This window comes from Listeria farberi, from assembly GCF_014229245.1.
Taxonomy (GTDB): domain Bacteria; phylum Bacillota; class Bacilli; order Lactobacillales; family Listeriaceae; genus Listeria; species Listeria farberi.
Map to the genome: position 1 here is coordinate 1 of NZ_JAARZJ010000017.1, position 14,522 is coordinate 14,522.

The 14,522-nt window shown below is 36.7% G+C and carries 7 protein-coding genes; 4 read left to right on the forward strand and 3 right to left on the reverse strand.

Annotated elements, in window-relative coordinates; all coding sequences use genetic code 11:
- The first annotated feature begins 137 nt into the window (after window positions 1-137).
- On the forward strand, window positions 138-770 hold the full coding sequence (locus HCB45_RS13275) for a hypothetical protein (RefSeq protein WP_185620262.1): 633 nt from the start codon (window positions 138-140) through the stop codon (window positions 768-770).
- A 126-nt stretch (window positions 771-896) separates the two neighbouring features.
- Here the strand turns inward: HCB45_RS13275 and psiE are convergent, their stop codons facing one another.
- A complete protein-coding gene (psiE, locus tag HCB45_RS13280) occupies window positions 897-1,310 on the reverse strand; it encodes a phosphate-starvation-inducible protein PsiE (protein WP_003766041.1) in 414 nt (137 codons plus the stop codon).
- Between the two features lie 90 nt (window positions 1,311-1,400).
- On the opposite strand from psiE, the gene HCB45_RS13285 reads away from it, so the two are divergent.
- On the forward strand, window positions 1,401-3,179 hold the full coding sequence (locus tag HCB45_RS13285) for an ABC transporter ATP-binding protein (protein WP_185620270.1): 1,779 nt from the start codon (window positions 1,401-1,403) through the stop codon (window positions 3,177-3,179).
- On the opposite strand, the gene HCB45_RS13290 is transcribed toward HCB45_RS13285, so the two are convergent.
- Together HCB45_RS13290 and HCB45_RS13295 are read right to left on the reverse strand one after the other, a co-directional pair.
- Entirely contained in the window at window positions 3,155-4,366 is a 1,212-nt protein-coding gene (locus tag HCB45_RS13290; protein ID WP_185620263.1) for an MFS transporter, read from the reverse strand. The genes HCB45_RS13285 and HCB45_RS13290 overlap by 25 nt on opposite strands.
- A 131-nt stretch (window positions 4,367-4,497) precedes the next feature.
- A complete protein-coding gene (locus tag HCB45_RS13295) occupies window positions 4,498-4,968 on the reverse strand; it encodes a MarR family transcriptional regulator (protein WP_185607621.1) in 471 nt (156 codons plus the stop codon).
- Window positions 4,969-5,174: 206 nt separating this feature from the next.
- On the opposite strand from HCB45_RS13295, the gene HCB45_RS13300 reads away from it, so the two are divergent.
- Both HCB45_RS13300 and lcp read left to right on the forward strand, forming a co-directional pair.
- Window positions 5,175-7,817, forward strand: coding sequence for a calcium-transporting ATPase (locus HCB45_RS13300; protein WP_185620264.1), 2,643 nt, complete (start codon window positions 5,175-5,177; stop codon window positions 7,815-7,817).
- A 451-nt stretch (window positions 7,818-8,268) separates the two neighbouring features.
- Window positions 8,269-14,364, forward strand: coding sequence for a putative cellulose-binding protein LCP (lcp, locus tag HCB45_RS13305; RefSeq protein WP_185620265.1), 6,096 nt, complete (start codon window positions 8,269-8,271; stop codon window positions 14,362-14,364).
- Window positions 14,365-14,522 lie beyond the last annotated feature (158 nt).

Below are 14,522 nucleotides of genomic sequence, written 5' to 3' on the forward strand. Positions count from 1 at the left end.
ATATAAACACTATACTTGGGGCAAAAAAATTTCTCGCGCTACTCACCGATACAATAGTTAGGTTATACTCTAACTAAAATAATATTTGAAAACAAGAGGATAGTTTTAGCTATTTAATTTGTAAAGGAGCTAACAGCATGAATAAAAACACTATAAAAGATTTAATACTTAGTATAGAACAAAGACCAACTATGTTCCTAAGAAATAAAACAATAGATGCATTAAGTGATTTTTTAAATGGTTATTTGATGGGGTGTAGAAAAGAAATAATGAAAGGATATTCAATCGATTTTTGGTTTTTCCATGAGTTTATAAAGAACTATTATAATTATAGTTACTCCACTTCTGGATGGACTAATATGATACTTGAACATTGTTGTGACGACCAAGAAAAGGCCTTTCACGTTTTCTTTCAAAGGTACCATGAATTTATGAAAATTAGTGTAGAATCTGTCTATAAAGCAGACTTGAAGGAAAGTAATAGTATATTTCATTTTGATATGACAAAAGGAAAAAATCTTGTGGTAAATTTAGATTTAGAACAGCTAGAACCAGTATATAAAAACCCAAAAAGCTATATAGTATTGAAACTATCTCTTAATAATGGTTTTATTTTGTTAGTAGAATCTAATAATCTATTCTATCAAGAAAGAAAATTATTTAAAAATCTTTCAGAAATCGATCATGAAATTTCAAGCTTATTTGGAACAGTTCAGCAACTTCATCCAATTGCAATTGAGACATTAAATAATTTGGAATATTATACTTAAATAAATATGGAAATGTGTTTGCTTATATATGCCCTAATAAGTTTTATGGAACATAATAGTTCGGATAAAACTGCAAATAGAAAAACCAAAAACAAGCAATCCGGGTTTCGCGGATTGCTTGTTTTTTTACCCTTCTCGTTTCAGCATCTTCGTATTAGCTATAAACAACGCGGCGACAAGTAAGAGAATCGCCCCTGAAAGTATTAGCGTGGAAGTTGCGCTAGAGTGATCGACAATAATAAATCGAATAATTGCTGTGATACCAATATAAATAAAATAACGCAGCGGAAAATGGAAATGAGATTCGAAATATTTTACAATAAGCGCAATAAATTCAAAATAAAGGAAAAACGTCAAAATATCTTGCGTCATATAATAGTAAGAAACGTCCGTATCTAAGAAGAAAATATTATTGAAAATCGTAAATGCCTCTCTAATTAAAAAAGCAACAAGGGTAAAACCGACCATAATAAGCGCCAGATTTAGGGTGATTCGTAGCAGGATGGGAACAATAGAAGAAATTTTTTCTAATCGTTTCATCAGTTGCCTCCTTTCCAAAAACAATATCGCTTTTTTAGTCATTTTACACTATAATGGGAACCATGACTATTTTTAAGGGGGGAGTTTGTCATTCTAAAAAGGTTTTTTAGTTATTATAAACCGTATCGGACACTTTTTATCATTGATTTTGGTTGTGCTGTTTTAGCTGCTATTTTGGAGCTCGCATTTCCGGTCGCTGTAAATCATGTGATTGATACATTACTTCCAGGAAAAGATTTTGGGCTAATTATTACGGCAGCTTTAGCCTTATTATTCTTTTACATACTTAATACATTTATGCAGTACATTGTCACTTATTTTGGCCATATGCTAGGTCTTAACATAGAAACAGATATGCGTAGAGATTTATTCAGTCATTTGCAAAAACAACCATTTGGCTTTTACGATAATCAGAAAACAGGAAAATTGATGTCGCGCATGACAACCGATTTATTTGAAATTGGCGAAGTGGCACATCATGGTCCGGAAGATATTTTTATTTCAATTATGTCGCTATTTGGCGCATTTTTCCTAATGCTAAACATTAACGTCAAGCTGGCGATTTCTACATTTATTTTAGTCCCCATTTTGACAGTGTTAATAGTTTATTTCAACAAACGAATGACCAAAGTAACGACCGGGATTTTTAAAGATTTAGGGAATTTTAATGCTGGAGTAGAAAATGCAATCAGTGGCGTTCGGGTTGTTCAGGCGTTTGCTAATGAACCGCATGAAAAAGGTCGTTTTGCAGTTTTAAATCAAGCTTACCGTAAATCAAAACTCATGTTTTATAAAGTGATGGGACTTAGTTTTTCATTTAACTATTTTCTTATGCGATTAATTAGTTTGTTTGCTTTGTTATTTGGAGCATACTTTACGATTAATGGGGAGATTTCATATGGTGAATTTGTTGGTTTTATTTTACTAACAAACGTTTTCATCCGACCAATTGAGAAAATCAATAATGTTATCGAAAGCTATCCGAAAGGGTTCGCGGGCTTTAAGCGTTTCCTAGAAGTGATGGATACGGAGCCCGCAATTCAAGATGAAAAAGATGCTAAACCGGCTTCAGCATTCCGCGGTGACATTGAATATAAACAAGTTTCTTTTGAATACAGTGACGGGAAAAATGTCTTGAGTCATATTAATCTTTCTATTAAAGCTGGCGAAACAGTCGCATTTGTTGGACCAAGTGGTGCTGGGAAAACGACGATTTGTAATTTATTGCCACGTTTTTATGACGTTTCAGATGGGGAAATTACTATTGATGCAGAAAACATTAAACATTTTACTTTACCATCTTTACGAGCGCAAATCGGCGTAGTGCAACAAGATGTCTTTTTATTTTCCGGGACGGTTCGTGAAAATATCGCTTACGGAAAATTAGACGCTAGTGAGGAAGAAATTGAGCATGTTGTAAAACTCGCGCATCTTTCAAAAGTAGTAGAAGAGATGCCAGATGGGCTAGATACAATTATTGGTGAGCGCGGAGTAAAACTTTCTGGCGGACAAAAACAACGGTTAGCAATCGCACGAATGTTTCTAAAAAATCCACCAATTTTAATTTTAGATGAGGCAACTTCGGCACTGGATACAGAAACAGAACAAGTCATTCAAGCTTCATTAGAAGAACTAGCGGAAGGTCGAACTACTTTAATAATCGCACATAGACTCGCTACCATTAAGCATGCTGACCGAATTATCGTTGTAAATGAAGCAGGCATAGCAGAAACAGGGACTCATAAAGAACTTTTAGCGAAAGAAAATGGTGCATATAAACGATTATATGATGCGCAATTTAATACGATTAATGAAAAAGGGGTTCCAATTTTGGGATCCCTTTTTTATATTGTCTTTTGCGTTCTTTGATAGAGGATAAAAATCGCTGCTATGATTAAAACGATGCCCATAACAGCCGGAGCAGCATGACCAAGTGTAATATAAAGTTGCCCACCAATAATTGGACCGATAATACGCGCCAATGACTGAATGGCTTGACTACCACCTTGAATCCGACCTTGTTCGCTAGCGCTAGCAGATTTTGAAACCATTCCGTTAAAAGAAGGACCAAAAATCGAGTCACCAAATCCAAAGACGAACATTCCAATAACGAGTAGGGAGGCAAGTGTGAAAATCGAGGATGCTGCAATAAGCGAGTAACCGATAATTTCAGCAATCATTCCAAGAATAGCAATTTGCTTATCCGTTAACTTAATAAGCAGTTTGGGCATTACGAAAGATTGTGACAAGATATCTTGAATTCCTATAATTGAAAACATCATCCCAATTAAAGCTGGCTTCCAACTGAAACTATCAATGGCAAATTGTGACATGACAGCTTGCAAGGAACCATTTGGAACCCAAATGAAAAATGCGGCTAGTAGTAAACGACCCAGATGCTTGATTGTTAGGATATTACACAGTTGGGAAAACGGATTGAGTCGCACAAGCGGAATTCGTTTTAAGCGATTGGCTTCTTCTAAACTCTCAGGCATATAAAAATAGCCAAATATAAAATTGATTAAAGTAATCGCCGCACCAAGGAAAAATGGCATAGCATAGCCAAAGTGAGCAATGAAACCGCCGAAAGCCGGGCCAAGTGCAGCACCCGCACCAGCCGTGGCACTAACCCAACCAAAATATTTCGTCCGCTGTTCTTGCGGCGTAATATCAGCGAAAAAAGCAAACAGCGTACTAACACTCCCGCCAGTAATCCCTTCGATAATCCGACCAAGAAAGAGCACCCATAGTGCCCCTCCAAGCCCGAAAATAAAGTAACCAATTGCTGAACCCACAAAACAAATAAGTAATACTGGTCGTCTGCCAAATCGGTCACTTAAAGCACCAAGTCCAGGAGCAGCAAAAAATACACATAGAGCATAAACCGATGTGAGCAGTGTCACCAAAAGTGCTTGATCACTGGAATTTGTTACATAAGGTGCAACGAGAAATGGAACGACGGGCATAATAATGCTAAAACCCATTCCACATAAAAATACGGATATAAGACCAAAAAGTAAAGTTTTCTTGTTAAGGAAAGATTTAGTGGAAGACATATAATTCTCCTATCAATTATTTAATTAGTGTCCTAGGAAACATAAATAGCTTACCTCCTTTTTGTTTCCTTGTCAACAAAAATAAATAATAAAAAACAGCCTAACATGAAATAGCTAGGCTGTTGGCGGGTCTATTCAGATTTTGATGCTAAAACTTTCTTCATTTCTGTATCTAGATGACGACTATACTTATCCACAAATTTTAACACTTCGGCATATTGCTCATCCGATACGTCTTCAAAAACGACTTTATCACGATCCAAAAATTCTTGATGTAAATTATCATGTACTTGGTTTATTTCAGCTCCTTTAGACGTTAAACGGAAATAGATCTCTTTCTTATTCTCTGGTTTTTGATAGCTTTCAATATATTCTTTATCCATTAATTTTTTAGTAATTTTACTAATCGCGCTTTTAGTCATATAGAAAGCTTCCGCGAGTTTAGTTACGTTTGGGTCCTCGTTTTTAGCAATAAATTCAATGCAGTGAACTTCGGAAGGTTTATATCCCTCAAGCGCTTTTTCCATCTTTACTTTGTTAATCCATGCAAGCTTATTAAACAACTCTCTGACGTTCGCCATGACTTGTTCATTTTTATCCATGCCATGCCCTCCTAAGTTATCTTTCTGATTGTAGTATAGTTGTTTTTTGTGTCCTTTTCAACTATTTTTCGTCCCTTAGTAGCTAAAAAGAAGGCTTGTAAGCGCTGTTTGTTAAGAGTGTGTAAATTATCCATGTTATCAATATTATTTCACTGTTAAGATTTGTTATACTTAACACATAAACTGTTTGGAAGGGGCTGACATGATTGGAGATTTACCGCAAAAGCGCGGCAGATACATTTAAACAACTAGAAGCAACAGAACAAGGCTTAACAACTAGTGAGGTAACAAAACGACAAGAAAAATATGGCTTTAACGAATTGAAGAATAAAAAGAAAGACCCGCTTTGGAAGCTTTTTCTCGAAACATTTAAAGATCCAATGGTTATTGTTTTAGTCATTGCTGCCATAGTGCAGTTAGTTCTAGGCGAAGTAGTGGAATCGCTTATTATCTTTTTAGTACTTATCGTGAACTCGATAATTAGTGTAGTTCAGACGAGAAAAGCAGAAAGTTCACTCGATGCGTTACGAGAAATGTCTGCGCCAGTCGCTAAGGTTATTCGCGATGGCTCTAAACAAAGCATTCATGCGCGCGAACTTGTCCCAGGTGATATCGTTATTTTAGATGCAGGTGATTTTGTCCCAGCAGATGGCCGTTTATTCGAAAGTGGCTCATTAAAAATTGACGAAGGTATGCTAACAGGAGAATCGGAAGCAGTTGAGAAATATATCGATACCATTCCGGATGAAGTAGGGCTTGGCGACCGAGTGAATATGGTGTTTAGTGGCTCGCTCGTTGTTTATGGTCGCGGGATGTTTGTCGTAACAGGTACAGCCAGCGAAACGGAAATCGGCAAAATCGCTGGACTTCTTGAAACAGCAGAAGCGAAACAAACACCACTACAAAGAAAACTAGAATCATTTAGTAAGAAGTTAGGAATTGGTATTTTAGCACTCTGTGTACTTATTTTTGCAGTAGAGGCAGGGCGTGTGTTACTTGGCGACAATTCAGCGGATATGGCAACAGCGATTCTAAATGCCTTTATGTTTGCTGTGGCCGTAGCTGTAGCAGCAATTCCAGAAGCACTTTCTTCTATTGTAACGATTGTACTCGCGGTTGGAACAAACAAAATGGCGAAACAGCATGCGATTATTAGAAAACTTCCAGCAGTGGAGACACTCGGCTCCACAAGTGTTATTTGTACCGATAAAACCGGCACACTAACTCAAAATAAAATGACTGTTGTTGATTACTTTTTACCTGATGGAACAAAGGAAAACTTCCCAGATAGTCCAGAAAATTGGTCAGAAGGGGAGCGCCGTTTAATTCATATAGCGGTACTTTGTAATGACTCGAATATTAATAGTGAAGGTAAAGAGTTAGGCGATCCAACTGAAGTGGCGCTAATTGCCTTTAGTAATAAAAATAACCAAGATTACAATGAAATACGCGAAAAATTTATTCGTGAAGGGGAAATTCCGTTTGATTCTGACCGTAAACTAATGTCTACACTTCATACTTTCAATGAAAACAAAGCAATGCTCACAAAAGGCGGACCAGATGTAATGTTCGCGCGTTGTAGTTATGTTTTCCTTGATGGGGAAGAAAAGCCGCTAACAGAAGAAATTTTAACGAAACTAAAAGAAACAAACGAAGAATTCTCGAATCAAGCGCTTCGTGTCCTAGCTTACGGCTACAAACGGATGCCGGCAGACACAACTGAATTAAAATTAGAAGACGAGCAAGACATCGTACTCGTTGGCTTAACCGCAATGATTGATCCGCCTCGTGAAGCTGTTTATGCTTCCATTGAAGAATCTAAAAAAGCAGGTATTCGCACTGTCATGATTACTGGCGATCACAAAACAACAGCACAAGCGATCGGTCGTGATATTGGTTTAATGGATGCAGATGACATCGCCTTAACTGGTCAAGAACTAGACGCTATGCCAGAAGAAGAACTTGATAAAAAACTAGAACATATCGCTGTTTATGCCCGAGTTTCCCCGGAAAATAAAATCCGTATCGTCAAAGCTTGGCAGAAAAAAGGAAAAATTACCGCAATGACTGGTGACGGTGTGAATGATGCACCTGCTCTAAAACAAGCCGATATTGGTGTCGCAATGGGTAGCGGAACAGATGTTGCAAAAGACTCTGCCGCGATGATTTTGACCGATGATAATTTCGTTTCGATTGTGGATGCAGTTGGCGTTGGTAGAACGGTTTTTGATAATATTAAGAAATCTATCGCTTACTTATTTGCAGGAAATTTAGGCGCGATTATTGCGATTTTATTCGCGCTAGTGCTTGACTGGATTAATCCGTTCACAGCGTTACAATTACTATTTATCAACTTAGTCAATGACTCTTTACCAGCAATCGCTCTAGGTATGGAAAAAGCAGAACCTGACGTGATGAAACGCAAACCAAGAGATATTAATGAAGGTATTTTTGCAGGTGGAACGATGCACGCGGTTATCAGTCGTGGTGTATTAATTGGTATCGCCGTTATTATTTCACAATACATCGGTATGCAGATTTCACCTGAAATGAGTGTGGCGATGGCATTTACTACCCTTATCTTAGCGCGTACACTCCAAACATTTGCAGCTCGCTCAAACGTCCAAACAGCATTTGGCGCAGGATTTTTTAGCAACAAATACGTAATCGGCGCAGTATTACTTTGTTTCGTCTTATATGGAATTACAGTATTACCAGGAGCTCGCGAAATCTTCTCCATCCCAGTGACATTTGGCTTACATGAATGGTCGATTGCAGCAGGGTTAGCACTTGCAGCAGTTGTGATGATGGAGATTATTAAAGTAGTTCAGAATAAGTTTTTTAAATAAAATCATATAAACACAGAAATTCCTTGATTAACTAAGGATTTCTGTGTTTTTGCTTCATATTAGAAAGAAATTGTTGAATAACAAATAATATGAAACAGATAAAATAACTACTGGCAACTCATCTAATAAAAGTACTAAAAGTCCGATATAATACAAATATGCCTTTTTTAGATTTTATTTTAAAACTATTAATAATGGCGCTATCATGGGATTTTTAATAGTTGCTTTGACTTCCCTAATTGTATTTCATTTGCTAAATATGTCTAAAATATGTCGAAAAGCTTTTTTTATGTGACGAAGTTTTGAATAAAATAGTTATTTTTTCATTTTAGTTTTAAAACTCTTTTTGAGCATATGTACATAGAAGTTCTTTGCAAGTAATATTAATATTGCGATGTGATTAAGCATCATATTTATAGCAAAAAAATTTACTTGAGGAGAGAACTCTTTTATGATGAAATTATCTAAAGCGAGGCATTACTTAGTGTTGCTAATGGCATTTTTCCTAGTATTAGGACAATTGAATTTAACAGCCCTTAATGTGTTTGCAAAAGAAAATGGGAATGACGAGCTAACTTATGAAGTTCAGTCTAAATTGGCAGAAGATAAAAAAACAGCTGATTTAACCATTAAAGTAACACCAACAAATGATCAGGTGAAAATCTTGACTATTGAAACACCTGATGGAGAGAAGAAAGAAGGCCAAGAAGTAAGCTATAAAGCTGAAAAAAATGGTACAACTAACTTCTTAATTAATTATCAAAATACAGGCGAAGAAAAAGCAGAAACTAAAACATATACTGCTTCTTATGAAGTATCTGACATAGTTTCTGAAGATGAAGTAAATAAGGATACGGAAACAGAGAAGGCACCTGAAAAAGAAGATGCTAATATTCAGTCTCCTTCTACTACTAACAATACTAAATCACTTAAATCTGGACAAACAACAGTTGAACTAAAAATACCAGATTATAACCAAACAGCATGGGCAAACGGTGATATTAAAGAAGTAACTGCGACAGTGAACTTTGGTGACAGTACTTCTACTGGCAAAAAAGTGAATTTCACTTTACCAGATGGAATGCGTTTTGTTTCTTTGCCAGTACCGAGTAACTATCAGGCTGGTACAAATGTGGATACAGGTGTTTTAAGTTATTTAGGAGCAAGTGATCCACTAGGAATAGCCATTACTTCGGTGGAAGTACCTGATAAAGAAACAACTTATAATCAAGCTACGTTTGGAACAGTAAGTTATGAGCTAAGCCCAGGAACTGAAAAAGCGAGTTTTACTTTTTCTGTACGGGTAGATGCAGCGAAATATTACGGACCAACTGATTTAGCAGATCCAATTAAAACCGAAGTATTTAAAGGAGAGGCAAGTACACCTGTTGCTTCTGCAGAACAAGCAATTCATGCGGAAGGAAATAAAGTTATAGGATATGCCAATCAAGATCATGTAAAAACAATGTTCCGTAATTGGTATAATAGTCTAGGCTTATCAGAAGTCCTTGCAAGTACAGATACTACTGACTCTTATAACTATACAAAAGCTTACTCTGTCGTGAATGGATCGAATAGTGTAGATAGTCGTGGGTCACTGACTTATATCGCTAAAAATATCGATGTAACGCTTTATTACCCTGAAGGTATGGAGTTTGTAGACGTTGTAAATAATAATGGAGGAGTGCTAAAGGATAATTCTAACTTAACTATTACTAATTATCCAAGTGAAAATAAGGTGGTAGTTAATTGTAAGCAATTAAACTTTAACTCCGTTAGTAATTCTATCTATAGTGTCAAATATAAAGTGCCTAAAGGAACTCCAGCAGGAACATATAGCACAGATAAAGTGCCGCATGCGGTTATCACAACATATGATGGAGAAGTATTTGAATCAGATGCACTATCAACTAATACTAACGACTTAACTACTTTAGCGCCTCTAGACACTTGTAAAGTTGTTGATACTACCGAAAATAAATTAAGTTTGACTGCAGCAAATGGTCAACTTAATCCAAATAACGAAACTTGGGGTGGTAGCATCCAAATCAATAATAAAAATAGTGCGGGTGTGAAAAAAAATCAAATGTATCAAATTAAATTTGACCCTAACTGGGAAGCTTATATGGTCAATATTCCTTTTGATAGCACTATTTCAGGAAACAAAATCAGTGAAGTACAGTATAAAACAAATTTAAACGACGCTTTTCGAACATTTGATGGAGCGCTTATTAAAAATAATAACCAAATGTATCGACTAGATGCAAAAGCAGTAGGGCTTGAAGAAGGAGAATATTTCACAGAAGTAAAAGCAAATGTGGGAGATTTTGCACCTGGATATCTTAGTACAGAATCTTCGGCTACTTACCGTTGGAACTCCACTGCTTCATACGGTAAAATCAAGCCAGGCGTTACATCTGTCCAATATGAAGGCGCAATATGGGACGCGGATGATGAGGCCAATACGAAAGTATCTGGCACATCAACCTATAAAGTTTCAACTGCAGAAAGTACAGCAGCAAATGGTACAGCAGCTTTCTATAATAAAGCTGGTACAAGGGTAAAAACAGCTAGCGCAGGAGAAACTATCAACACAAAAGCGACATTATTGTTACATGATTACCCTTATGGAACAAGAACAGTTCTCAATGATCCAGAAGTTTATTTACATGCTCTAGAAGGTACAACAATTCAACCTTCTTCCATTAAACTAACGGATCAGGATGGGAAAGATGTTAATTTCACAGTTGAACAAGAAACGGCCAATAATGGAGACAAAGTATTCGTTTTAAAAACAACGGATGTATCAGTGGGAGCATATGTAGGCTATCCAGCTAAAACTAAATATCTAAATATCAGCTACAATACAACGTTTGATGTAACTCTAGATAAAAGTATTAACATGGATGCGCAACAGGTCATTGCATGGGGAGCGAATGTTACTCCGGCAATGGCAAATAATACTTTTTCAGATTTAGGGTTAGATGTAAATAAAAATGGCAGGGACAATGATAGATTACTTTCTGTCAATAGTAGTACTTTAAGTATTCCAAAACAAGATACAGTCACTGTAGAAACTTTCTTAAGCGTGGCTGGAGAAGGCGCTAAAGCAGCTTATGTAGAAGGAGAAGACAGTACGGTTTCTTACTTCACACCAGGAACAGATGCTGATTATACAGTCAAGATTACGAATACTTCTAGTGGGAACGCTAGTACATTTGAGCTTTATATCCCAATTCCAAAAACTGGTCAAGACTTCGGATCTAAATTCCAAAGCGAACCATTCAAGTGGGATATGAAACTAAATGGAGCACTACCTGTTAGTGCAGAACAACAAGACCAATTCGATGTAAGTTATGCAACAACCGCAACAGGAGATAATTATGATTCCAACGACATATACTCAGATACTGTTGCTGATTACGAAAAAGTTAACATGGTTCGAATCAAAGTGAAGACACAAATTAATGCAGGTGAAACACAAACCTTCAAAGTACCACTTAAAGTAGATGAAACATTCGATACAGCAACTGAAGGTAACAAAATTGGTGAACGTGATATCTACAACCCGTATTACCGTGTAATTACTAATACCTTCTCTGGTTCATTATCTGGAACAAAAGTAGGTGCTGAACTAGTAATTGGTGAAGTAGCAGGTACTTTATTTAATGATAAAGATGCTAATGGTTTGTATGAAAAAGACAAAGGCGATGAACCTTTAGCGAGTGAAACAGTTGAATTATACAAATGGAATGAAGCCACTTCTGCATACGAGCCTGCCAAAGTAGGTGACAAAAATGTAACTGCCACAACGGACAGTAACGGTAAATACAGTTTTGATTACAATGATGGTGTTGGTTATGGTAATTATGCAGTGAAATTCCCAGACAAAGCTGGCTACCAATATACACTCAAAAATATTGGTAAAGATATTTCTCTAGATAGTGATGTACCTTACAGCGGGACAGATAGAGGTTGGGTGAAACAAATCGATCCAACACAACCAAGCTCACAATATACAAATGCAGGTTATTATGCTTATGACCCTACGCAAGATTTAAAAGTTAACCTAGATAAAAAACAAGTTCAAATGGGTCGCAGCTTAGAAATCACTTTACCAAAAGTAGCTTCAACAACAGGACAAGCTGCCGAAGATACTATCGAACCAAGCATCTTTAAAAATATTAAAGCAGCAACAGATGGGTATAAATGGACTGTTGCAGATACCAATGTGGCAACAGTACAAACATTAGCAGATGGTTCAGCAGCTGTAGTTGGCGTTTCTACAAACAATAAAACGATTGATGTAACAGATTTAACGATTACCATCCAAGATATTTTTGGAACAGAAAAAAGTTCCAAAGCACCAGTATATGTTACTGGAACAGAGGGAACTGTTGCGCAACAAGATGGTTATACCATGGGAGCTACTGATTTTTCAATAGAGTATAAAGAAGCTACTGCATTAACGAAAGCACAGGCCCTAACTCTTGCGAAAACAGCCGCTTTTGAAGAAGTAAAAGACGGCGTTAACTCAAGCGCCGAAGATCGTTTAGACCAAGTTCAAGTAAACCAAGCACAATTAGATGCCATAAAAAATGGCTCTAATCAAGGTGGCGTGTATCCATTAACTTACACGATAACAAAAGATAGCAAAACGGTTTCAGTTACTATTCAAGTAACTGTAGCAAAAGATTTAACCGCAGTGAACGCACATGATTCTACTATTTATGTAGGAGATACATGGGAAGCGGAAGACAACTTTGATAGTGCGTCAAATAAAGAAGGTGACACTAATGTAGCGTTTAGCGATGTAACAGTTACAGGAACTGTAAACACCGCAGTAGCTGGTTCGTATCCAGTAACCTACACATATAATGGTGTCTCTAAAAAAATTAATGTTACTGTCAAAGCTAAATTAACCGCAGTAAACGCACATGATTCCACAATCTATACAGGTGACACATGGAATGCGGGAGACAACTTTGATAGTGCACTTGATAAAGATGGCAATTCCGTCGCTTTTGCTGATATTACAGTGACAGGAACTGTTAATACAAATCAAGCTGGTACTAATACCATCACTTATAGCTATGATGGAGTTTCGAAAACTATTACAGTTACCGTCTTAGAAAATAAGGAAGGTATCAGTGCTCATGACTCTACTATTTATGTAGGAGATGCATGGAATGCCAAAGATAACTTCGATAGTGCTTTTGATAAAGATGGTAACGCCGTTGACCTAGAAGACGTAACAGTCACAGAAAAACCAACTGTAGATACGACAAAAGCAGGTGCTTACGAAGTCACTTACAAGTATGGCAAAGTATCGAAAAAAATCACTTTAACTGTCAAAGCTAAATTAACCGCAGTGAACGCACATGATTCCACGATTTATGTTGGAGATGCGTGGAGTGCAGAAGATAACTTTGATAGTGCGCTTGACAAAGATGGCAATTCCGTCGCTTTTGCTGATATCGAAGTAAAAGGAACTGTTGATACAGACAAAGCTGGAACATATCCAGTAACGTACACATATGACGGTGTCTCAAAAACAATTAACATCCAAGTAAAAGACATCTTAACCGCAGTGAACGCACATGATTCTGAAATCTATGTAGGAGACAGCTGGGATGCCAAAGATAATTTTGACAGTGCACAAGATAAAGACGGAAATACAGTTGACTGGCAAGATATAAGCGTTTCAGAAAATCCGACTGTTGATTTAGAAACAGCTGGAGTATACCAAGTGACTTATAGTTATGACGGTGTTTCGAAAACAATTAATCTGACTGTAAATCCAAGAAAAACAAGTGTAGAAGTGCATGACTCCACAATTTATACAGGAGATACATGGAAAGCAGAAGACAACTTCGATAATGCTACAGATAAAAAAGGTGACCAAATTTCTTTCGAAGATGTAACTGTAACTGGACAAGTTGATCCTGAAACAGCAGGCGCATATGAAGTAAGCTATAGCTATGATGGAGTGGAAAAAGTAGCACATATCACTGTGATCCAAAATCAAGCACAAATTACTGTAAAAGATAGCGTTATCCCATATGGAGAAAAATGGGAAGCAGAAGCTAACTTTATAGGTGCAACAAACCGAGATGGTGTAGCAATTCCGTTCTCCAAAATTCAAGTAGATGGTACAGTAGATGTAAATAAAGCTGGGACATACAAAGTGATTTACACGTATGATCCAAATGAAGGAACAGCAGATGCAGGCAAAAAGCAACTTTCTGTCACAGCTAACATTCAAGTAGAAGCAGAAATTGTAAATCCAGTAAAACCTGTTGATCCATCAGATCCAACAGAACCTACAAATCCAGTAAAACCATCAACTTCAACAAAACCATCAACAGAAAAAACACCATTAAAAGTAGTTGATAACAAGCAAAATACAGCAACATATAAAGAAGCAAAACCATTACCAAAAACAGGTGACCAAACAAACACTTGGGTAATCTGGACAGGCTTGAGCTTACTTGTTCTAAGCATGCTCTTGTTGGCAATGAGAGGTAGAAAGAAAAAATATCAATAAAGTAAAGCAATAAGAAGTAGGGCATGCATTCGACATGCCCTATTTTTTTATCTAATTAACTAGCGAAAACTGGTATTAAGAAAAACTATATTTAAATAAAAATAGTCTATTTTAGTAAAAAAGACTATTTTTGTTAGATGAATGTGACGAAAAAATGT